The organism is Vallitalea sediminicola (assembly GCF_054408565.1).
In genome coordinates this window covers 31285-54846 of record NZ_BTPT01000069.1, presented here as the reverse complement: position 1 = coordinate 54846, position 23562 = coordinate 31285, and the positions used below count along the sequence as shown (strand labels likewise).

The following is a 23562-nucleotide window of genomic DNA, read 5'->3' as shown; positions in this document are numbered from 1 at the left end:
ATCATAATATCGTTTTATAAAATTAAAAAAGAGCATTCTATATTTTAGTATAATTATTACTAAAGTAGAATGCTCTTTGTCTTTGATAACTTTACTTTTTAAGGCAAAGAAGAAATAGCTTAAAAAGGAGACAAAAATATGAGAAAGAAAAAAATAGCAATTTTATTTGGAGGATATTCAACAGAATATAACGTATCCTTACAATCTGCTAATTCAATTATTAGAAATATGAATGAAGAATTATATGAAAAAGTACTTATTGGAATTACTAGAGAAGGATCATGGTTTAGATATTATGGTAATGTTGGTAACATTCTTAACGATACATGGTATCTCAATGAGGATGAGTGTATTCCTGTTGTTATATCTCCTAATCGCAATTTTGGTGGGATTATTGAATTATCAAAAAGTACAAAAAGGTTTACAAAAATTGATGCTGCATTTCCCATTTTGCATGGCAAAAATGGTGAAGACGGTACTATACAAGGATTGATTGAATTAGCAGGTATTCCACTAATAGGATGTGATACACTTAGTTCCGCATTATGTATGGATAAAGCTAAAGCTCACAAGCTTGTTAAAGAAGTAGGTATCTTAATACCTAATGGAATTGTAATTTCAAATAAAGAAGATAATCAATCTTTGTACATAAAAACTAAACATCTTAATTATCCATTATTTATAAAACCTCTTAAAGCAGGATCTTCGTTTGGTATTTCGAAAATATATAAAAAAGAACATTTGTTAGAAGCGGTTAAAATTGCATTTGAGCACGATAATCAAGTAATAATAGAAGAGAACATTAATGGCTTTGAAGTTGGATGTGCTATATTGGGAAATAACGATTTGATAGTAGGAGAAGTAGATGAAATTGAATTGAGTCATGGATTTTTTGATAATAATGAGAAGTACTCTTTAGAAAGTTCAAAAATTCATATGCCAGCACGAATAGATGAGGAAACAACAAATCGTATAAAAGAAACAGCAAAAGTGATTTATAAAATATTTGGTTGTACAGGGTTTGCAAGAATAGATATGTTTTTGGATGATGACAAGATAATTTTTAACGAAGTTAATACAATACCAGGATTTACTTCCCATAGTCGTTATCCAAATATGATGAAAGGCATCGGATTGTCATTTAGTAGTATTTTAGACAAACTGATTGAATTAGGTGTGGAATAATGGAAATGATTACTCTTAATAAAAATGATATTTACACGGGTAATTTAATTCTTGTGAACAAATTTTATCCGTTAAAAAATAACAACAGTAAAAATAAAAGTTGTATTGTACCATTGAGTCCTCAATATAAGGATACACTTCTAGAGATGAAAACAGCAAATATGTTGGAGCATCTTGTAAGTGATTTGAAATGTGATGAGGACATAATTCCTGTAAGTGGTTATCGTTCATATGAAGAACAAAAAAATATATATGTGGATTCATTAGAGAATAATGGTAAGGATTTTACCGAGAAATTTGTTGCTATTCCCAATCATAGTGAACATCAAACAGGGTTAGCCATAGATTTAGCACTAAAACAAGATGACATTGATTTTATTTGCCCTAATTTCCCATATGATGGTATATGTAACGTCTTTCGAGAAAAGGCACCTCATTATGGATTTGTAGAACGTTATGAAAAGGGTAAGGAAGCTATTACTGGGATTGCTCATGAACCTTGGCATTTTCGTTTTGTAGGTTATCCTCATTCTCAAATAATGACTGATTGGGGGGTATCTCTCGAAGAGTACATAGATGCTATTAAGCAATATGCAATCAATAAAAAACATTTTAAGGTAAAATATGGCAAAAAAACTATAGAAATATTTTATGTAAATATGTCTTCGCAAATAAAAACAATAAATTTACCAGATAAAGGATGTTATTTGATATCAGGTAACAATGTAGATGGTTTTATTATTACTTTGTGGGGGAATAATTAATGAATAGAAGAGAATATGCAGGAATAGATTATTTTAGGATTATAGCTGCTGTTTTAATAGTGGCTATTCATACATCACCTTTATTAATGATTAATGAAACTGCTAACTTTATCTTAACTCGTAGTATTGCTCGTGTAGCAGTCCCATTTTTTTTTATGACATCTGGTTTCTTTTTATTTTCTAATAGTAATCTGAATAAAGAAAGATTAAATCGTTTTCTTAAAAAGACTGCATTATTATACTTGGTTTCAATTGTTATATATCTTCCTATTAACATATATAATGGATATTTCAAGCAAGACTTTTTGTTCTTAACTATTTTAAAAGATATTTTTTTTGACGGTACTATTTATCATTTGTGGTATTTACCTGCATCAATGTTAGGAGCAGTTATTTCTTTTTATCTAATCAAAAAAATAGGGTGTTATAAAGCTTTAAAATTAACTTTATTATTATATGGGATAGGACTAATGGGTGATAGTTATTTTGGGATTATAGAATCATCTAGGATATTGAATATATTTTATAAAAAGCTATTCCTATTATCTAGTTATACACGTAATGGGTTGTTTTTTGCTCCAGTATTTTTTATACTAGGTGGAATTATTGCTAGACAACGTAGACAATATTCTTTGAAACTGTGTTTAGTAGGGACATTAGGTTCGACCATACTTATGATAGTGGAAGGACTACTTCTTAATAGTTTAGGATTGCAGAGACACGATAGCATGTATATTATGCTAATACCTTGTATGTTTTTCTTATATCAACTTCTTATTTTATGGAAAGGGCATTCATTACCTATATTAAGAAATACTGCAATGATTATTTATATAATTCATCCAATGACCATTGTGATAATCCGTTTAATTGGAAAGTCTATGAATCTACAAAAAATATTGGCTGATAATAATCTGATTCATTATATTGTAGTACTAGTATGCTCAAGTATAGTAGCTGTAGTATTAGCAAGAACATTAAAAAAAACAATAAATTTAATTAGATACCAAAAAATAATAAAGAATAAAGATAGAGCATGGATTGAAGTAAGTTTAGATAACTTGAAACATAATATTATGACTTTACAGGGAATAATTCCAGATAAAAGCGAAATAATGGCTGTTGTAAAAGCAGATGCCTACGGTCATGGAGCAGTAAAAGTGGCAAGTTACTTGAATGAAATTGGTATAAAATCCTTTGCAGTTGCTACAATTGATGAGGGTATCCTTCTACGAAGGAAGGGAATAAAAGGTGATATTCTAATATTAGGATATACTGATCCTTCAAGAGTTAGACATCTTAGACGTTATCGTCTAACACAAACAATAATAGATTATGAGTATGCTAAAAGATTAAATGAGTATAAGCATCCTATAAAAGTGCATATCAAAATAGATACAGGAATGCACCGAATGGGGGAAAACGCAAGTAAAGTAGATAAAATCATTAAAATATTTCAATTCGAGAACTTAGAGATTTTCGGTATCTACACCCATCTATGTGTTGCAGATAGTAAGGATAGAGAAGATATCATCTTTACTAAAAGTCAAATAGAATCTTTTTACTCTTTATTGGGAAACCTTGAGAAAAATAATATTGTATTACCTAAAGTCCATATTCAAAGCAGTTACGGACTTCTTAATTATCCTGAGTTACACTGTGATTATGTAAGATTAGGAATTGCTATATATGGTGCAATAGATTCGGTAAGAGATAAAACCAAGATTCAACCTGACTTGTATCCTGTTCTATCTTTAAAAACAAAAGTTGCATTAATTAGAGAGATAGTTGCAGGTGAAAGCGTAAGTTACGGACGTACATTTATTGCTGATAAAAATTGTAGAATTGCTGTCATTCCAATTGGTTATGCAGATGGTTTTCCACGTAATCTTTCTTGTGAATGCTGTAGTGTGTTATTACATGGTTATCGAGTGCCTATTATTGGCAAAATATGTATGGATCAACTTATAATTGATATAACTAATGTACCAGATGTAAAACAAGGGGATATTGTAACTTTGATTGGAGTTGATGGTATAGAAAAAATATATGCTACAGAGGTAGCCAATAAATCTAAAAGCATTGCTAATGAAATATTAAGTAGGTTAAGTTATAGAGTAAAAAAAATATATATTTGATTTTAGGATATAATAATTTTAAAATTAGTATCTTAAAAATCGTAAGGAGAGTTCAGGATGTATAGTTTTAAGGAAATAGAAAAAGAACAATTGAATAGTTATACTACGAATAAAAAAGGACATATTTTCCAAACATCCTATTGGGCTGATGTGAAGAATGAATGGAAAGCAAAATTCTTTGGAGGATATAATGATAATGGAGATATTATGCTAACATGTGTAATTCTTATTAGAAAGATTCCATATATAAATCAATATATGGGATATATACCTAGAGGATTTAATTGCGATTACAGTAATAATATCTTAGTGAGTGAATTTACAGAATTCATGAGGAGTTATGCTAAGAAAAATAGAATTGCATTTATATCCATCGATCCAGATATTCATATTAATGAAAATGAAGAATTAAACCATAATGGTAATGAAGTAAAGAATATGTTGATTGATATGGGATATAAACATAAAAACACCAAGAATTTTGAAAATATACAACCTAATTTTGTGTTTAGATTATATTTTGATATGACAAATGAACTGAAGGAAAGAAAAAAAGTTGTTTTTGATAATTTTTCTAAGAAAACAAAGTACAATATTAAGATTGCTGAAAAACGAGGTCTTACTGTAGAGGTGTACGATAAAGATAATATCACTGATGAGATAATTGACATATTCCATAAAAAAATGCTAATTACAGGGCAAAGGGATAACTTTATAACAAGGCAAAGAGATTATTTTAAAAATATGATTGAAAGAATCTATCCATTTTGTAGATTGTATATGGTTAAATATAATTATAATCTGGATTCTAGCAGAATTGAATCAAATATTGACCAACAGGAGAAAAATAAAAAGAAGTTAGAGAATAAGAAAAATGATTTTGTGGCTATTTTAGGAACTGAAATTGATGAAGAGGAAAGGGAAAAGAATAATAAGAAGTTAATTGATATAGAGAAAAGAATTGCAGATTGCCATAGACAATTAAAAGGCTTCAGGCAAAGATTGGAAAGTATTGCAAAATATAAGAGCGAAAATAATGTTTATATAGCTGGAGCAATATATTTATATTATGGAGGCAAAGGATGGTATTCCTATGGTGCATCAGATAATGAACTTCGTGATACAATGCCAAATTATCTAATGCAGTGGAAAATGATTGAAGATACCATAGACTTAGATTGTTATATGTATGATTTTAGAGGTGTATCAGGGGATCTAGATTCCAATAATCCTCTTTATGGGCTATACAAATTTAAAAAGGGTTTTAATGGGGATTTTGTTGAATTCATAGGAGAGTTCGATTTAGTAATTAATAGTTTTATATATAGATTATTTAGATTTGCATTACCTAGATTTAAACGTATCAGATCCAAATTGAAAAATAAGAAGAATTAAATTAATTAGCTTATTTCTACTATTGTTGAAATAAGCTGATTTTATTTTACAAGGTAATTGATATTTAAATTACTAAAAAATATATAGCATAATTTGACAAAATATTTTCAAACAAGTTATAATATAACTACATACAAATGATTTGACTAGATGATTTTATTAACTATACCATATAAGTTGAATTAGATAATTTCTATATAAGAGCAATTATTTAGCTATTCACTTATAAAAGCAAGAAAAATATCTAACAGAAAGAAGTGAAAAAGTGAAAAGTATATATGAAGAGCTTATTAAACTTAAAGAAAAAGGTGAATCTTGTATTATGGTTACAGTTGTTGAGATGACAGGAAGTGCACCTGTAACGGTTGGTAAGAAAATGTTGATAGGAGAAAGTGGTATTGCTATTGGAACTGTTGGAGGTGGGGCATTAGAATACTCTGCAAAGCAAAAATGTGAAGAATTACTCAGTAAAAGAAAAAGCAAACTTGAAAAATATATACTTAACGAAGGTAAGATTCTAGAAAAAGGAGCAACAGTATTACCAATGGCATGTGGTGGGGAAGTAACTTTATTTTATGAATACATTGGTGTTAAAGCCAAAATATATATTTTTGGTGCAGGACATGTTGGACAAGCACTAACTAGTGCGTTATGTAAAATGGATTTTTTTATTACTGTTATAGATGATCGTAAAGAAATATATGATGATATACAACAAGCTGATAGAAAAGTTCAATCATCTTATGTAGACTTTATAGAAAAAGAAAAATTAGATAGGAATAGTTTTATTGTGGTATGTACTCCATCCCATAATAATGATTATAATGTTCTTAACAAAGTTCTTGAATTAGACATAAATCCTAAGTATATAGGAATGCTATGCTCACAAATAAAATTAAAAGCTTTTCTAAAAAAAATAAATGGAAAGTACGAAAAAGTAAATTTATCAAATTTGTATTCGCCTATTGGTCTAGATATAGGAGGATGTTCGCCTGAAGAAATAGCTGTATCTATAGCAGCAGAAATACTGGCAATCAGTTATGATAAAAAAGGACATAAGCATCTTAGAAATAGTGATTTGCTGGATAATTAAAGTTATAATATCATCTAAGGAAGGAAATGCTAATGGTTAATGTAATAACTGGGGCAATAAATTCTGGTAAAACAAGTAAAATAGTTAATTTATATGACAGGATGAAACAAGGGGATGGATTTGTTTCAATTAAAAATATGGATAAAGACAAAGTTCATAGTTATGAAATAATGCGATTGTCCAATAGAAAAAAACATCAATTTATTCTAAGAGAAGAATTTCTAACAGATGAGTGGTATGAATCTTGTAAGATAGGACCATATAGTTTCTCAAAACCTACCTTGAATTATATTGAAGAAACGATACGAGAACTTATAGAAGCCAAAATATCACCTATCTTTTTAGATGAAATTGGACGCCTTGAATTACAAAATAAATGCTTTCATAAAATACTGGTGGAGTTACTTAATAATGAATGCGAGATCTATATAACAGTTAGAGAAGATTCATTAGATGACCTAATCAAAAAATATAATCTGATTAATAAAATCAACATACTAAATCAATAAGAAAGGGTAGAATAAGTGAACCTTCTAAAAGCTTTAGAATTGGACGAACAAAGTACAAATATAATATCTATAGTTGGAGCTGGTGGAAAAACTACAGCTATGTATAGGCTAGGTAAAGAAATGAAGACAGCTGATAAAAAAGTTTTAATGACAACTACAACAGCTATTTATTATCCAATGTCAAAGGATTATGATAACTTAATCATATCAGATAACCTAGAAGATCTAATACTAGAATCTAAACGGTTATTAAAAGGAACCATAACAATAATAGGGAAATCGATAATCCATCAAAATGAAAAGCTTCAGGGTATTGATAAAGAGTGGATAAAACCTTTGTATAATGAGGGCAATTATGATTCAGTTATTATTGAATCTGATGGAGCAAAAAGAAAATCACTAAAAGCGCCAGCATGGTATGAACCTGTAATACCTAATTGCTCTACAATAGTTGTAGGTTGTGTTGGCTTAGATATCATAGGTAAGAGTATAAATGAAAAATGGGTACATAGAGCAAATATTTTTTCTAGAGTTGTTGATGGAAAAATGGGAGATATTATTGATTATGATACCATATTGAAATTGATTATTTCTAAAGAAGGGATATTCAAAGATTGTAGAAATCAATGCAAGAAGATAATTTTACTTAATAAAATATCTGATGAAAAGCAGTTATTAGATGTACAAAAACTAGGAGAAGATATAATAAAAGAAGGTAAAAATATCTCAAGGGTTATTGTTGGAAATGTAAATATGGAAAATCCAATAATAAAGGTTATGGAGTGATAATATTGATAACAGCTATTATTTTAGCAGCAGGTTTTTCTAGAAGATTTGGTAGTGAAAAATTATTATTGAAATTGAATGATAAATCTTTAATTACTCATGTCATAGATACTGTAATTAAAAGTGAATTCAAAGAAATTATTCTTGTATATCAAAATGAAGAGATAAAAAAAATAGCTGAAAAATATAAGATAAAACATATTTACAACGGATTATCTATTAATGGTATGAGCAGTTCATTGAAATGTGGTATTAGCAAAGCTTCTGAAACGGATGCATATATGTTTATAAATGGGGACCAACCATTTATAAATAACGAAATAATAGAAACTCTGATAAAAACATTTTATAAAACAGAAGAAAGTATTGTTGTTCCAAGATATAGTGGTAAGAGAGGCAATCCTGTTGTTTTTAGTTCTAAATGGAAGAAAGAATTTATGAATGTGACAGGTGATGTTGGCGGAAGAAATATAATAAAGAATAATCCAAATGAAGTCTATTATTTGGATATGACTGAAAATAAATACAACCTAGATGTTGATACTCAAAAGGATTATTTAACAATCAAGGAGATGATGAATAATGATTAAAGATTTAGTTGTTGTTAGAGGCGGAGGAGATATTGCAAGTGGAACTATACATAGACTTACAAAATGTGGGTTTAAAGTCGTAGTACTAGAAATTAATGAACCAACGGTTATTCGAAGAACGGTTTCATTCGCAGATGCAATATATGATAACGAAATTACAATAGAAAATATTAAGGCAGTAAGGGTCAATGATATTAACGAAGTTAAAAATAATCTGAATGACAATATTATTCCAGTGCTAGTTGATGAGTCAGCCAAGAGTATTGACCATTTGAAACCTGAAATTGTTATAGATGGTATATTAGCTAAGAAGAATCTGGGAACCAAGATGGATATGGCTCCAATTGTTATAGGTCTAGGACCTGGATTTACAGCAGATGAAGATGTACATGCTGTCATAGAGACCAATAGAGGGCATGATCTAGGTAAAGTGATTTATAATGGAATGGCACAAAAAAATACAGGTATCCCAGGTAATATAGATGGATTTAGCCGCGAAAGGATTATTCGTTCGCCTAAAATAGGTATCGTAAATACTACAGCAGATATTGGTGATATAGTTAAAAAAGGGGAATGTGTAGGATATGTAAATGATTCACCCGTGTTAGCACCTATAAGTGGAGTTATAAGGGGATTAATTAAGAGCGGTATCCATGTTACAGAAAATTTCAAAATAGGCGATGTAGACCCTAGAGGTAAAGTCAGTAATTGTTTTACAATATCTGATAAGGCTAGAGCTGTTGGGGGAGGAGTTCTAGAAGCTATTCTGACTTTGAGGAATAATCAATAAAATCATATGTTTTAAAAACATAAAATCGATCCCTAATAATTATTAGTAGTATTATTAAGGACCGATTTTTATTTATCATATTAAATTATTTTTTCTTTTTTTTGGAGTATGGCGTACTGTCAAGTGGTAAGCTAGTTCTGAATTCATTGTCATAGTTATAATAAGCTCCTGAAACAGCAGGTGCTGTAACGATAGAACAAATCTCTCCAATACCTTTCGCACCATGTGCTAGCCCCTCATGTTTTTTGCCTATAATTATTGGCTTGATTTCTGGAACTTTATTGGCTTTAAACAATCCAAGTGTACCAAATTTGGCAGTAGGTCTGCAATTATCTAATGGGTAATCTTCTGTTAATGCATAACCTAGACTCATAACAGTTCCACCTTCAATCTGTCCTTCTATGGATTTCGGATTGATTGGAGTTCCAACATCGTGACATGCTACAATTTTTTTTACTGTTCCATCATCATTTAATATAACAACATGAGTAGCATAACCATAGGTGACATGACTATATGGATGTTCTTTGTCAGTGCCTAATGGATCAGTTACACATGTGTATTCACCATAATATTCTTTGCCATTTAAGTCCAATAGTGATTTATTCTTTAAATCATCCTTTAATTTTGTTGCGGCTATTCTGGCTGCTTCTCCTGTGAAGACCGTTTGCCTTGAAGCAGTTGAATTACCTGAATCTGGAGTCAAATGTGTATCTGGAGTACTATGTACAATGATATTAGGTGATATATTAATTACTTGACAAATCATTTGTGTAATAACTGTAGCAAGACCTTGGCCAACACAAGCTGCACTTGTATGAGTATATATCTTGTTATCTTTGATTATTAATTTACATCTGCCTGTATCAGGGACACCAACACCAAGTCCTGCATTTTTCATAGCACATGCAACACCTACATATTTTTCACTATCAAAATCTTTTTTTACAGCTTCTAATGTCTCAGCACAAGCAGTATATTCATCTGCAATCTGACCATTAGGGAGTATCTGTCCTGGTCTTATTGCATTTTGGTATCTTATTTTCCAAGGAGATATTCCAACTAGATTAGCAAGCTGATTAATATTATTTTCAGTTGCAAAACAGCTCTGAGTAACACCAAAACCTCTGAATGCACCACCAGGTGGGTTATTAGTATATACTGCCTTTCCTAATATATCAACATCTTGATAATTATATGGTCCAGCAGCATGAGTACATGCTCTTTGGAGTACAGGTCCTCCTAATGATGCATAAGCTCCTGTATCAGATATGATAGTAGCTTTCATGGCGGTCAAATAACCATTTTCATCACAAGCAGTTGTAAAATCCATTTCCATAGCGTGACGTTTTGGATGTATGAGCATGCTTTCTTTTCTTGTAAATGAGACTTTTACAGGTTTGTTTGTTTTATAGGCAAGTATAGCAGCAAGATGTTGAACGGTCATATCTTCTTTCCCACCGAAAGCACCACCTACTATTTTACTTATAACTCTAATTTTATCTTTATCCAAGCCAACAGCTTCCGTACATTCTCTATGTGTCTGATAAATACCTTGGTCAGCACAATAAATAGATATTTTACCATCTTTTGAAGGTACAGCAACGGCACTCTCAGGTTCTAAAAAAGCATGTTCTGTAAATGGAGTGCTGTAATGATTAGTTACAACATACTTAGAGTTCTTGATTCGTTCATCTGCATTTCCTCTAATAAGATGTTCTACTGATAAGATATTACCTTCTTCATGAATTAGAGGAGCATTGTCCGCTAGAGCTTCTTCTGGACATGTTATTGGTTTTAGTTCTTCATATTCAATATCAACTAGTAATTTTGCTTGTTCTAGAATTTCTTTTGTTTCTGCAGCGATTAGCACTAGAGCATCACCTAAACACCTTGTTTGGCTTCCTTCTGGTATAAGTATATCCCAATCCTTTTTTAAGTGACCAATTTTAGATGCCCCTGGTAAATCATTTGCAGTAATTACTGTTATTACACCTTCTAATTTTTTTGCCTTACCAATATTAATTTTTTTTACAATTGCACGGGGATATTGACTTCTGACACAGCTTCCATATATCATGCCGTCTATACGCATATCATCTACGTATTCTGCTTCACCTAGAGCTTTAGAAATAGCATCAACCCTGTGCATATTTTCTCCAACAAGTCCTGTGAAGGAACATTCTGGTATAGTGGTATTCTCTCTTAATAATTTTGATGCTAATTTTATTGCATTTATTATTTTTACATAACCGGTACATCTACATATGTTATTCTTGATGGCCTCTCTAATTTGTTCTTCATCAGGGTCAGGAATTTTATCAATCAATCCTTTTGCACTAATAACCATACCAGGAGTACAAAAACCACATTGGACGGCACCTGCTTCTTTAAATGCATAGCTATATACATTTTTTTCTCTTAATGAAAAACCTTCGACGGTTATAATTTCTTTTCCATTTAACTTATCAGTCCATAAAACACAAGATTTAGTTGCTTTACCATTGACTAATACCATACATGCTCCACATGAACCTTCCATACATCCATTTTTAACTGAAGTAAGATTTAACGTATCTCTTAAATAATTAATTAACTTCCCGTTTTTTGTTACAGAAACATGCTGACCGTTCACAATAAAATCTGACATAAACTCACCTCATTAAATAACTATATTTTTCGTTAACTGTGGTAATCAAGTTTTTAATATCTTCAGGTAATATATTATTATTGTCATTAAGGTTAATATCTAAGATGTCATTATCTAGTCTTACTCTACATTCACTAGAGTTATTATCACACATATAGAATCCTTGATTTTTACTACTTAAAAAATCTTCTTCTGTATGGAAAAGAGTAAATTTATCTTTATATGGAGCACTTTCATAAGGGCAAAATACCTGGCAATTACCACATTCATTACACATATTATCTATGTGTAGAATTTGTGCCATTGACTTACCAGTAACAGATATTGATATATTTGCTCTATTAGGACATACATCAACACAAGTTTCACATAGGAGGTTACATTCTAGACATCGCTTACTTTCTTCTTGTATGTTTTCAAACATTTTTATAGTACCTTTTTTACTATAAGCCGCGGTAATATCTTGTTTATAATCGTGATTAGCAAATCCTTTTTCTTCTACATTCTCTTTATTCATAACAGATAATGCAAATTTCATTGAATCAGCAATGGATTCTACAACTGTAGATGGACCACGAAGAGCATCACCTGCAACATAGACATTTTCAATATTGGATTCACATGTTTTTTCGTCAACTTCAACATAATTATTTTTAACTGTTATATTATTATTTTCAAATAAACAGGTATCAGTTTTTTGACCTATAGCTGAGATGATAGAATCAGCAGGTATGTTAATGATATTATCAGTTTTTACAGGACTACGTCTGCCAGAACTATCAATATCACCAAGTTTCATTTCACAACACTTTAATTGACTATTCTCAATATCAATAGGGGAGAGGAGTTCTTTGATTATTACTCCATCTTGAATAGCTAATATCATTTCTTCTTCGTCAGCTGGCATATATTTTTTGGTTCTTCTATAAATAAGATATACATTCTTAACATCTTTAATCCTTTTCGCTGCTCTTGCTGTATCCATTGCTGTATTGCCTCCGCCTATAACAACAACATCTTTACCTAAATTATATGCTTTACCATCAGTTTTTAGATTTTCAAGAAATTCTAATGCATCAATAGGATTCCCATTTTCTAATTTTAGATTTACAGGATTCCAAGCACCAACAGCTAGTAATATATATTTATATCCTTTTTCTTTCAATTTTTGTACATTGTTTTGCTCATTATTCAATTTTATTTCAATACCCATTTTTTTAATTAGATCAATGTCTTTTTCAATAGAAGCTGATGATATTCTAAAATCTGGGATAACATGTTTGACAATACCTCCAAGAGATTTTCTTTTTTCGAATATGGTTACATCCATTCCGCATCTGCCTAGGAAATATCCTGCTGCCAATCCTGCTGGACCGCCTCCTACAATAGCCACTTTAGTATTGGACCTTTTTACAGGTGGTGTCAATTCTTTCATTAAATCATTATATGCTATCTTAGCAGCCGCTAATTTTGCATCACGTATCTTAATATGCTCTTCATAAAAATTACGTGTACATTTTGTTGTACATGGATGGCTACATATAGTACCTGTTATAAAAGGAAGAGGATTCCTGTCAATAATTACTTTTAGTGCGTCTGCATATTTACCTTTACCCACTAAATCAATATAAGTAGGTATTTCTTGATTAATTGGACAGGCTAATTTACAAGGAGATATAAAACAATCAATTAAAGGAACCTTTTTATTTATTTTATTATTATGTATAGGTTTTATTGGCTTTCTATAATATGAATCAGCTATTGCATCATCTTTTAATTCTTTTAAAGATGTTATGTCAATAGATGAATAATTATTATAGTTAAGATTACTAAGCTTATGAGATATTTGTACACAACGTTCATAACCACCATTTTTAAGTAGGGTAGTAGCGATAGTTATTGGACATATTCCTGTTTTTACAATTTTATCAATATTATAGGCATCAGCCCCACCTGAGTATGAAATTTTTAACTTACCTTTAAAAGTGGTAGCTAATTTGTAAGCAAGCGCTATTGAAAGGGGATATAAGGAGCGACCTGACATATACATCTCTTCACCAGGTAATTCATTTTGTGCAATTTTTACTGGAAAAGTATTAGTCAGTTTTACTCCAAAAGTTAGCTTGTTCTTAGTAGCCATTTCTATTAGGCGATGAAACATTGGTACAGCATCATCATATTGTAGATCATCTTTAAAATGATAATCATCAAATACTAAATAATCATAACCCATTTTATCTAGAGTATTACGAGCATAATCATAACCAAGTAGAGTAGGATTACATTTTACAAAAGTATTAAGATGTTTTTCTAATATAAGATAAGAAGCTATACGTTCTATTTCTTCTGGAGGACATCCATGAAGAGTTGATAAGGTAATAGAAGTACAAATAATAGGTGATATATTTTCAACAAAATTTTCATCAATGTTTTTAAACCTGTGAATGTTTTTTAATATGTATTTTTTGCATTCTAACCATATAGTAGAATTAGAAGCATCTTTCAATCCTTCTATAAAAGCATCTATTTTAGGGGAGGATATACCTTCAAAATCATATCCAACACTCATGTTGAATATAAAGCCGTTTTCATCACCAAAGCCATATTCTTTTGATATTAACTTAAGTATAAACCAAGCTTTCACATATTCTTCAAAAGCTCGTTGTACAGTTAGTTCAGTTGACCATTCAACATTATAACCTTCGTCTTTTGCATTAATACAAGGTTTTGCTACACATAAATCCTCGCCATCCAAGGTTTGTACAGTCTTAAGTTCGAAAAATCTGCATCCAGCAGCATAAGAAGCAACAATATTTTGAGTAAGTTGAGTATGTGGACCAGCAGCAGGACCAAAAGGAAGTTCCATCTGTTCATTAAACAAATCAATTTTATTTTTATTTTCAATATGTACAAATTTTCTAATGCCAAATATAGTATTAACTCTACTATATTCATCTATTATCCACTCTATAAGATTCTCAAAAGGGATAGGGTACATTCTATCACTCATTTTATTCACACCCTTATTAAAATTTTTTCCATAAAGCAGTTGAATGTTCGTTTGCTTTAGCAAAGATACTAGATTCATCTATATTTATGAGTTCTCTATCTTTCATTAACAATTTACCATTTATCATAGTAGTTTTTACATTACGACCATTTACTCCAAATAAAATATGACTATTATAGTTAGTCTCGTTAATTGGGGTATATGGTTCATAGTCTAAGATGACAACATCAGCATATGAACCTTTCGAAAGTATACCTAAAGGCTTTTCATAAAAACGATTGGCTATACTTGCATTATTATCAAATAACATCTTAGGAACTTCAGTCCATGCTACGGAAGGGTTGCCATTATGGTGTTTATGTAGTATGTTAGCTACTTTCATTGATTCTAACATATCACTAGTATAACCATCTGTTCCAAGTCCAAGAAGAATTTCGTTATCCAATATTTTTAGGATTGGAGTACATCCAACAGCATTTCCCATATTTGATTCTGGATTATGAACAACCATTGTATTGGTTTCTTTCAAAATATCCATTTCTAATGGGTTTATATGAATACAATGAATAGCTAGTGTTTTAGATCCCAATATGTTCATATCAAATAAACGGTTTACAACATTTTTATTGTGTTTTTTCAAAGAATCATATAAATCTGTAATACCTTCAGATACATGTATATGATATCCAGTATCAGCAGGGATATTTTCTGCAATATGATACAAGGTATCATCAGAAAGAGTAAATGAAGCATGTAATCCCATCATAGCTTTTTGCATATCACAAGTATCTTTTTTTGCAGAGTTAATGAAATCTATATTTTCTTTAACAGCTTGTATCATTTCATTTTTACCATTACGGTCTGATACTTCATAGCAAAGGCAGGTACGTAATCCTAACTCATGTGCTACATTAGAGATCTCATATAAACTTCCAGTGGTACATCCATAGCTGGCATGGTGGTCAAAAACTGTTGTAACACCATTTTTAATACAATCTATATAAGTAACATAAGCACTATACTTAACATCTTCTAGTGTTAGGTGTTTATCTATTTTCCACCACATACCTTCTAGAATTTCTGAGAAATTTTGGGGATTATAACCTTCAATAGATAAACCTCTAGCAAAGGAACTATAGATGTGATGATGCGTATTAATGAGACCCGGCATAATCAGTCCATGATCTGCATCAATAAATTCTTCATTAGGATACTTTTCTTTCATATCTCCAGTTTTTCCTAAATCATAGATCAAGTTATCTTTTACGCATAGACAACCATCTTCAATAAATGGGTTATTCTTATCTCTGGTTATAAGTCTACCATTACCCAATAAAATCATATAAACCCTCCTTATAATATCATTAATTACATTAAGATTATTTAGAATATAACTTAATAATATAATTCCTAATATTAAATTTAATATATTATATTAATTAAATTATATGAAATAACTAATTATAATAACCATATAATATGTAACATAAAACTTACAGATAAGCTTTATGACGATAAAATGCATAATTTACATATTGATATCATTCTAATTACAGACTACCACCAATAATTGCAAAAGTCAAAGAAATTAAAAATATTTTTGTAAAATAAAAATATTTTTGCAAAAAACATTGAATTATTATTTTTCGGGTGATATACTGTAATCATAATACAATAAATCGATGGATAATGAAATAAAGTAACTTTTGAAAGGATTTATATAATGGATAATAATATGAATTTGGATTTTTTAAAAAGGTTAGCTAGGGGTATAGTGCATCATTTTGGCAAGAATTGTGAAATAGTTATACATGATTTGAAAGCTGATAGTTTACATAAGACTATAATAGAAATTGAAAATGGCCATGTGACTAATAGGAAGATTGGAGATGGTGCATCACATATCGTTTTAAATACAATAAATAAAGAAGAAGACAAACTAGACGATTCTATAGGTTATCTAACAAAAACTCATGATGGAAGAGTATTAAAATCAAGTAGCATATATATTAGAGATGAAGATGATGAACCTATAGGTATTTTTTGTATTAACTATGATATTACTGAGCTTACTATCGCAGAAAATTCAATAAAAAGTTTACTTAATCATAAGGAAGAAAAGAAAGAGGTAGAGGAAATACCACAGAATGTAAATGATTTATTAGATAACTTAATTGACCAATCAGTTAAGCTGATAGGGAAACCAGTAGCATTAATGAGTAAGGAAGATAAAATAAAATCAATACAATATTTAAATAATGCTGGTGCTTTTCTTATAACTAAATCAGGCGATAAAATATCTAAATATTTTGGAATATCAAAATATAGTATCTATAATTATATAGATGTTAAACGCTAATTAATCTCATTTTTAAAATTTTGAGAATTAATCTGAATAAATATGAAATTTGAGGAGGTTTTTATTAATGGATTTTAACGCTGTAAAAAAGAAAGCTAATGATTATGAGAAAGAAATGACTCGATTCTTACGTGATTTGATTGCTATTCCAGGAGAAAGTTGTCGGGAAAAAATGGTAATTAAACGTATAGAAGAAGAAATGAAAAGTGTAGGTTTTAACGAAGTTGAAATTGATAATATGGGTAATATTCTAGGTTATATGGGAAGTGGAGAAACTCTAATAGCTTATGATGGACATATTGATACGGTAGGTCTTGGAGAAATGAGCAATTGGACTTTTGATCCTTATGAAGGATATGAAAATGATGAAGAAATAGGTGGTAGAGGTTCTTCAGATCAATTGGGTGGTATTGTATCTAGTATCTATGGTGCTAAGATCATGAAAGATCTAGGATTACTGAATGATAAGTATAAAGTGTTAGTTACAGGAACTGTACAGGAAGAGGATTGTGATGGACTATGTTGGCAATACATAATCAATGAAGATAAGATTAAACCTGAGTTTGTTGTTATTACTGAGCCAACAAATGGTAATATCTACAGAGGTCACAGAGGACGTATGGAGATTCGTGTAGAAGTTAAAGGTGTATCTTGTCATGGTTCAGCTCCAGAACGAGGGGATAATGCAATATACAAAATGGCTGAGATCATAGAAGAAGTAAAAGAATTAAATGATAGATTACATTATGATGAATTTTTAGGAAAAGGTACTCTTGCTGTATCTGAAGTCTTTTTCAATTCTCCATCAAGATGTGCAGTTGCAGATATGTGCGCTATATCTGTTGATAGACGTTTAACAGATGGAGAAACATATGAATCAGCGCTAGATGAAATTCGTCAATTGCCAAAAGTTGAAAAATACAGTGCTAATGTAAGCATGTACAAATATACTAGACCAAGCTGGACTGATCTAACATATCCAACAGATTGTTATTTTCCAACATGGGTAATACCAGAAGACAGTTCTCCAACAAAAGCAATGGTAAAAGCTTATGAAGGTATGTTTGGTACTCCAAAAGTTGATAAATGGACATTTTCAACTAATGGTGTATCTATAATGGGTAGATATAATATTCCATGTATAGGATTTGGACCTGGTAAAGAAGAGGAAGCTCATGCACCTAATGAAAAAACTTGGAAGGCAGATTTAGTTAGATGTGCTGCTGTATATGCGGCTTTACCAACAATGTACCTTGAAGAAGAATCTAAGTAATTAAATAGATTATGAAAGGGAGAATAAGATGAAAGATATTAATGATTATATTCAAAGGCTGAAAGAATTGAATTTTAGTAATATGTATAATAATGATTTTATTTTAACGTGGGAAAAGACAAGAGATGAATTAGAGGCTGTATTTACTGTAGCCGATAGCCTTCGTTATCTCAGGGGAGAGAATATATCCACTAGAATATTTGATAGTGGACTTGGTATATCCTTATTTAGAGATAATTCCACTAGAACAAGGTTTAGTTTTTCTTCCGCTTGCAATCTATTAGGGTTGGAAGTACAAGATCTTGAAGAGGGTAAATCACAGATTGCTCATGGTGAAACAGTTAGAGAAACAGCTAATATGATTTCTTTTATGGCTGACGTTGTTGGTATTCGTGATGATATGTATATCGGTAAAGGTAATAAATACATACGTGATTTTTCTAAGTATGTGAAACAAGGTAATGAAGATGGTGTATTAGAACAAAAACCTACTTTAGTTAATCTACAATGTGATATTGACCATCCAACTCAAACAATGGCTGATATGCTTCATCTAATTCATCAGTATGATGGTTTGGAAAATCTTAAGGGTAAAAAAATAGCAATGACTTGGGCATATTCACCTTCTTATGGGAAACCACTTTCAGTACCACAAGGAATAATAGGCTTGATGACACGTATGGGTATGGATGTAGTATTAGCTCATCCAGAAGGATATGAAATAATGTCTGATGTAGAAGAAGTAGCTAAACGAAATGCTGAAGAATCAGGAGGTAAATTCACTAAAACCAATTCTATGGAGGAAGCATTCAAAGATGCTGATATCGTGTATCCAAAAAGTTGGGCACCTTTTGCTGCTATGGAAAAACGTACCGAGTTATATGGTATGGGTGATATGAATGGTATTGATAATCTTGAGAAAGAGCTATTAGCTAGAAATAAAGAGCATAAAGATTGGCAGTGCACAGAAGAATTAATGAATATGACTAAGAACAAAAAAGCTCTTTATATGCACTGTTTACCAGCAGATATAACAGATATAAGCTGTGAAGCTGGAGAAGTAGCGGCTTCTGTATTTAATAGATATCGTATTCCACTATATAAACAAGCAAGTTATAAGCCTTATGTAATTGCTGCAATGATACTGCTCAGTAAAATAAAAAATCCTGCTGAATTGTTTACTAATTTATATAATAATCCTAATAAACGTAAACTAGATTAATTCTATGATGAAGTTGCATATCAAGGAGGGAATAAATGAGTATTGGAAAAAGTGTTAAAAGAGTAGATGCTTTTGAAAAAGTTACAGGACGTGCACGTTATACCGATGATATTCCATTAAATAATGTTCTTGTTGCAAAAGTGCTCCATAGTACTATCGCTAATGGATTGGTTAAGAAAATTGATATATCTGAAGCGTCAAAACTTTTAGGAGTAGTAAAGATAATAACTTGTTTCGATGTTCCTGACATAACATTTCCAACATCTGGGCACCCTTTATCACTTGACATAAATCATGCAGATATTGCAGATAGGAAGTTGCTTAATAAAAGAGTTAGATACTATGGTGATGATATAGCCGCAGTAATAGCCAAAGATAACGTAACAGCTTCTAGAGCTCTGAATTTAATCAAAGTTGAATATGAAGAATATGAGCCGTTAATGTCAATAGATGCATCTTTAAAAGAAGGTGCAAGACCTATACATGATAATTTTCCAGATAATATTCTTACTCATTCCAATTACCAAATAGGTGATTATGATGAAGCAATAAAAGAAGAAGGACTAATACCTTTTGAAGGTGAATATATAACTCCTATTGTTAAACATTGTCATATGGAAGCTCCAATTTCATATGCATATGCTGAATCAGGCAGAATGGTGGTTGTAACGTCAACTCAAATTCCACATATTATTAGAAGAATAGTAGGTCAAGCGCTAGGAATTGGCTGGGGGGAAGTTAGAATTGTAAAACCTTATATTGGAGGAGGTTTTGGGGATAAACAAGACGCATTATATGAACCACTTAATGCCTATCTTTCAAAATCGGTAGGTGGCAGATGTGTAAAACTTGATATAACAAGAGAGGAATCATTTGTCAATACACGTGTTCGACATGCTATGAAGATAAAGATCAAAAGTTATGTAAGACCTAATGGTAGATTTGTTGCTAGAAAAATAGAGGTATATGGCAATAAAGGTGCTTATGCTTCTCATGGTCATAGTATTACTTCTAAGGCAGGGCATGCTTGTAAGCAGATATATAACGATGAAAAAGCAATTAAAGGAGATATGTATAGCGTATTCACAAATATGCCAGTAGCGGGAGCTATGAGAGCTTACGGAATACCTCAAATAACCTTTGCTCTTGAATCACATATTGATGAAATAGCTAAAGAGCTTAATCTTGATTTAATTGAAATTAGAAAACTCAATATGATGAAGCCAGATTTTGAAGATAATGGTATTAAATGTCATAGCTATGGACTTGAAAAATGTATTGATGCAGGAAAAGAATATATAGATTGGGATAATAAGATTGAAGAATATAAAAACCAAACAGGGTTGATACGTAAAGGTGTAGGGATGGCTATATTCAGTTATGCTACAGGAGTTTATCCTATATTATTAGAAACCGCATCTTGTAGAATCGTTCTAAATCAAGATGGATCTGTTCAGTTACAGATGGGAGCAACTGAAATAGGTCAAGGTGCTGATACGGTATTTACTCAAATGGTATCAGAAGTACTTGATATCCCTACTCGTGATATACATATAATAACTACGCAAGATACAGATGTGACACCTTATGATTCGGGTGCTTATGCTTCAAGACAATCTTATGTATCAGGAATGGCTGCCAAAAAAGCTGCACTATTGTTAAAAGAAAAAATAATAAAACATGCTAATTTTATGTTGAAACTGCCTTTAGGTAATCTTGATTTAAAGGATAGCATGATTATTAATAAAGAAACAGGTGATATATTAGCTTCCTTAGAAGAAGTTGCAACACATGCATTTTATAACACAGAAAAATCTGTTCATATTACGGCTGATGTAACTAATCAATGTAGATCTAATACTTTTTCTTTTGGGGTATGTTTTGCAGATGTTGAAGTAGATATGGCAGTTGGCAAAATTAAAGTCAATAGAGTAATTAATGTCCATGATTGTGGTAAAGTACTTAATCCTGAATTAGCTGCAGCACAAGTACATGGAGGCATGAGTATGAGTCTGGGATATGGTTTGAGTGAGCAGTTATTATTCAATGAAAAAAGTGGTAAACCACTAAATAATAACTTACTAGACTATAAATTACCTACAGTAATGGATACACCTCATTTAGAGGCTAGGTTCGTAGATACATATGATGTATCTGGTCCATTTGGAAATAAAGCTTTAGGAGAACCACCTGCAATTCCTGTTGCTCCAGCTGTTAGAAATGCAGTATATCATGCTACAGGTGTTAATTTCAATACTTTACCATTAACACCACAAAGACTTGTCGAAAGATTTATTGACGAAAAGCTCATATAAAAGGTCAAAGTATTCTAATTACTTGCCTTACCCTAAGAAGCGGTCGGTCTGCGTAATCAGAACACTTTAACCTTCGCTCTTTAGTGAGTTGGATAATAATTTTGGAGGGAGAATTAAGATGTATGATATTGAGAATATATATCAGGCTACTTCCGTAAAGGATGCCATAGAGCATTTATTGGCGAAACCAGATGCTTTGATTATCGCAGGTGGAAGTGACATACTTATAAAAATACATAGTGGCAAGTTATCTGGTTGTTCATTGGTAAGTATTTATGGATTAGATGAACTTAGAGGAGTATCTATTAATGAGGATGGTAGGATAAAGATAGGTCCTCTCACAAGTTTTTCACATATAACCAATGATGACATAATAAAGAAATATATTCCTGTTTTAGGAGAAGCTGTTGATCAGGTTGGAGGTCCGCAAATAAGAAATATTGGAACTATAGGAGGAAATATTTCTAATGGAGTTACAAGTGCAGATAGTGCATCAACTCTTTTTGCACTTAATGCTGAACTTGAAATAACAGGTAAAGAAGGTAAAAGAATAATTCCTATATCAGAGTATTATCTAGGACCTGGTAAAATCATATTAGAACAAGGTGAGATACTTACCGCAATATATATCACTAAAGAAAATTATATGGGTTATACAGGTTGTTATATAAAATATGCAATGCGTAATGCAATGGATATTGCAACATTAGGCTGTTCTGTTCTATGCAAGCTTAATGAAGAAAAAACGAATATTGAGGATGTACATTTAGCTTATGGTGTTGCAGGTCCTGTTCCAATGCGCTGTCCTGAAACAGAAAAATCTATTATAGGGATGAAAATAACTGATAAAATGTTTGATAAGTTTGGGGCTATGGCAATAGATGAAGTAAAACCACGTAATTCGTGGAGAGCTTCAAAAACACTTAGACTTCAACTTGCCAAAGAATTAAGTAAACGTGCTCTAAAACAAGCGATAATTAAATCAGGAGGATTGTACAATGGCTAATGTAGTATTAAATTGCACTGTAAATGATGAATCTAGAAATATCTTAATAGATGATAGGGATTCTCTTGCAGATGTACTTAGAAATAAGTTGCATCTAACAAGCGTAAAAAAAGGTTGTGAAGTTGGAGAATGTGGTGCTTGTACTGTTCTTATTAATGGAGAGACTTTTGATTCATGTATCTATTTAGCTGTATGGGCTGAAGGTAAGGAAATACGCACACTTGAAGGTCTAATGGATGAAGATGGAAATATATCTGATATACAACAAGCTTTTATAGATGAGGCAGCTGTTCAATGTGGTTTTTGTACGCCGGGCTTCATTATGTCAGCGATGCCTATTCTAGAAAGTGATAAGGAATTTACAAGAGAAGAGATTAAAAAACACCTATCAGGAAATCTTTGTCGTTGTACTGGATATGAAAATATTATAAATGCAATAGAAAATGTTAAAAAGAGTCGCAAGAGCAATTAAATATA

18 protein-coding genes are annotated in these 23562 nt (G+C 31.1%); 15 read left to right on the top strand and 3 right to left on the bottom strand.

The window, feature by feature from the left end:
• Positions 1-138: 138 nt before the first annotated feature.
• The 9 genes from vanG to yqeB all read left to right on the top strand — a co-directional run bounded on the left by vanG (position 139) and on the right by yqeB (position 9250).
• The gene (gene vanG / locus ACX6CF_RS22170) at positions 139-1185 is read left to right on the top strand and encodes a D-alanine--D-serine ligase VanG (RefSeq protein WP_458787559.1); all 1047 of its coding nucleotides are present in this window, start codon (positions 139-141) and stop codon (positions 1183-1185) included.
• Entirely contained in the window at positions 1185-1949 is a 765-nt protein-coding gene (locus tag ACX6CF_RS22165) for a M15 family metallopeptidase (RefSeq protein WP_458787558.1), read from the top strand. The genes vanG and ACX6CF_RS22165 overlap by 1 nt, the downstream gene beginning before the upstream one ends.
• The gene (gene vanT / locus ACX6CF_RS22160) at positions 1949-4087 is read left to right on the top strand and encodes a serine racemase VanT catalytic subunit (RefSeq protein ID WP_458787557.1); all 2139 of its coding nucleotides are present in this window, start codon (positions 1949-1951) and stop codon (positions 4085-4087) included. Before ACX6CF_RS22165 ends, vanT begins: the two co-directional genes overlap by 1 nt.
• Before the next feature lie 57 nt (positions 4088-4144).
• Positions 4145-5482, top strand: a complete 1338-nt coding sequence (locus ACX6CF_RS22155; protein WP_458787556.1) for a lipid II:glycine glycyltransferase FemX — start codon at positions 4145-4147, stop codon at positions 5480-5482.
• 265 nt (positions 5483-5747) lie between these two features.
• Positions 5748-6575, top strand: a complete 828-nt coding sequence (locus tag ACX6CF_RS22150; protein WP_458787555.1) for an XdhC family protein — start codon at positions 5748-5750, stop codon at positions 6573-6575.
• Between the two features lie 32 nt (positions 6576-6607).
• Entirely contained in the window at positions 6608-7084 is a 477-nt protein-coding gene (locus ACX6CF_RS22145) for a nucleoside-triphosphatase (RefSeq protein ID WP_458787554.1), read from the top strand.
• A 15-nt stretch (positions 7085-7099) separates the two neighbouring features.
• The gene (gene yqeC / locus ACX6CF_RS22140; RefSeq protein WP_458787553.1) at positions 7100-7870 is read left to right on the top strand and encodes a selenium cofactor biosynthesis protein YqeC; all 771 of its coding nucleotides are present in this window, start codon (positions 7100-7102) and stop codon (positions 7868-7870) included.
• Between the two features lie 5 nt (positions 7871-7875).
• Entirely contained in the window at positions 7876-8460 is a 585-nt protein-coding gene (mocA, locus tag ACX6CF_RS22135; protein WP_458787552.1) for a molybdenum cofactor cytidylyltransferase, read from the top strand.
• Positions 8453-9250, top strand: coding sequence for a selenium-dependent molybdenum cofactor biosynthesis protein YqeB (gene yqeB / locus ACX6CF_RS22130; RefSeq protein WP_458787551.1), 798 nt, complete (start codon positions 8453-8455; stop codon positions 9248-9250). Before mocA ends, yqeB begins: the two co-directional genes overlap by 8 nt.
• An 85-nt stretch (positions 9251-9335) precedes the next feature.
• Here the strand turns inward: yqeB and xdh are convergent, their stop codons facing one another.
• Genes xdh through ssnA form a run of 3 tightly spaced genes read right to left on the bottom strand, consistent with a single transcriptional unit; the run spans position 9336 to position 16252 of the window.
• Positions 9336-11900 carry a selenium-dependent xanthine dehydrogenase gene (gene xdh, locus ACX6CF_RS22125; protein WP_458787550.1) on the bottom strand — a complete coding sequence of 855 codons (2565 nt, stop codon included), beginning with the start codon at positions 11898-11900 and terminating at the stop codon, positions 9336-9338.
• Positions 11901-11904: 4 nt separating this feature from the next.
• The gene (ygfK, locus tag ACX6CF_RS22120) at positions 11905-14910 is read right to left on the bottom strand and encodes a putative selenate reductase subunit YgfK (RefSeq protein ID WP_458787549.1); all 3006 of its coding nucleotides are present in this window, start codon (positions 14908-14910) and stop codon (positions 11905-11907) included.
• A 16-nt stretch (positions 14911-14926) separates the two neighbouring features.
• A complete protein-coding gene (ssnA, locus tag ACX6CF_RS22115) occupies positions 14927-16252 on the bottom strand; it encodes a putative aminohydrolase SsnA (protein ID WP_458787548.1) in 1326 nt (441 codons plus the stop codon).
• 381 nt (positions 16253-16633) lie between these two features.
• Here ssnA and ACX6CF_RS22110 point away from each other — a divergent pair, with 381 nt between their 5' ends.
• The 6 genes from ACX6CF_RS22110 (at position 16634) to xdhC (ending at position 23557) form a co-directional block, all read left to right on the top strand.
• Positions 16634-17269: a helix-turn-helix transcriptional regulator gene (locus tag ACX6CF_RS22110; RefSeq protein ID WP_458787547.1), complete on the top strand. Its 636-nt coding sequence runs from the start codon at positions 16634-16636 to the stop codon at positions 17267-17269.
• A 67-nt stretch (positions 17270-17336) separates the two neighbouring features.
• Positions 17337-18542 carry a YgeY family selenium metabolism-linked hydrolase gene (locus ACX6CF_RS22105; RefSeq protein ID WP_458787546.1) on the top strand — a complete coding sequence of 402 codons (1206 nt, stop codon included), beginning with the start codon at positions 17337-17339 and terminating at the stop codon, positions 18540-18542.
• Positions 18543-18570: 28 nt separating this feature from the next.
• The gene (gene ygeW, locus ACX6CF_RS22100) at positions 18571-19764 is read left to right on the top strand and encodes a knotted carbamoyltransferase YgeW (protein WP_458787545.1); all 1194 of its coding nucleotides are present in this window, start codon (positions 18571-18573) and stop codon (positions 19762-19764) included.
• 35 nt (positions 19765-19799) lie between these two features.
• Positions 19800-22079, top strand: a complete 2280-nt coding sequence (gene xdhA / locus ACX6CF_RS22095) for a xanthine dehydrogenase subunit XdhA (protein WP_458787544.1) — start codon at positions 19800-19802, stop codon at positions 22077-22079.
• Positions 22080-22197: 118 nt separating this feature from the next.
• Positions 22198-23085: a xanthine dehydrogenase subunit XdhB gene (gene xdhB, locus ACX6CF_RS22090; RefSeq protein ID WP_458787543.1), complete on the top strand. Its 888-nt coding sequence runs from the start codon at positions 22198-22200 to the stop codon at positions 23083-23085.
• Positions 23078-23557 carry a xanthine dehydrogenase subunit XdhC gene (gene xdhC, locus ACX6CF_RS22085; RefSeq protein WP_458787542.1) on the top strand — a complete coding sequence of 160 codons (480 nt, stop codon included), beginning with the start codon at positions 23078-23080 and terminating at the stop codon, positions 23555-23557. Before xdhB ends, xdhC begins: the two co-directional genes overlap by 8 nt.
• Positions 23558-23562: the final 5 nt, after the last annotated feature.

Bases quoted from the DNA above. Each gene is read 5' to 3' on its own strand.
- vanG (WP_458787559.1), top strand. From the start codon at position 139: ATGAGAAAGAAAAAAATAGCAATTTTATTTGGAGGATATTCAACAGAA.
- ACX6CF_RS22165 (WP_458787558.1), top strand. From the start codon at position 1,185: ATGGAAATGATTACTCTTAATAAAAATGATATTTACACGGGTAATTTA.
- vanT (WP_458787557.1), top strand. From the start codon at position 1,949: ATGAATAGAAGAGAATATGCAGGAATAGATTATTTTAGGATTATAGCT.
- ACX6CF_RS22155 (WP_458787556.1), top strand. From the start codon at position 4,145: ATGTATAGTTTTAAGGAAATAGAAAAAGAACAATTGAATAGTTATACT.
- ACX6CF_RS22145 (WP_458787554.1), top strand. From the start codon at position 6,608: ATGGTTAATGTAATAACTGGGGCAATAAATTCTGGTAAAACAAGTAAA.
- yqeB (WP_458787551.1), top strand. From the start codon at position 8,453: ATGATTAAAGATTTAGTTGTTGTTAGAGGCGGAGGAGATATTGCAAGT.
- xdh (WP_458787550.1), bottom strand. From the start codon at position 11,900: ATGTCAGATTTTATTGTGAACGGTCAGCATGTTTCTGTAACAAAAAAC.
- ygfK (WP_458787549.1), bottom strand. From the start codon at position 14,910: ATGAGTGATAGAATGTACCCTATCCCTTTTGAGAATCTTATAGAGTGG.
- ssnA (WP_458787548.1), bottom strand. From the start codon at position 16,252: ATGATTTTATTGGGTAATGGTAGACTTATAACCAGAGATAAGAATAAC.
- ACX6CF_RS22110 (WP_458787547.1), top strand. From the start codon at position 16,634: ATGGATAATAATATGAATTTGGATTTTTTAAAAAGGTTAGCTAGGGGT.
- ACX6CF_RS22105 (WP_458787546.1), top strand. From the start codon at position 17,337: ATGGATTTTAACGCTGTAAAAAAGAAAGCTAATGATTATGAGAAAGAA.
- ygeW (WP_458787545.1), top strand. From the start codon at position 18,571: ATGAAAGATATTAATGATTATATTCAAAGGCTGAAAGAATTGAATTTT.
- xdhA (WP_458787544.1), top strand. From the start codon at position 19,800: ATGAGTATTGGAAAAAGTGTTAAAAGAGTAGATGCTTTTGAAAAAGTT.
- xdhB (WP_458787543.1), top strand. From the start codon at position 22,198: ATGTATGATATTGAGAATATATATCAGGCTACTTCCGTAAAGGATGCC.
- xdhC (WP_458787542.1), top strand. From the start codon at position 23,078: ATGGCTAATGTAGTATTAAATTGCACTGTAAATGATGAATCTAGAAAT.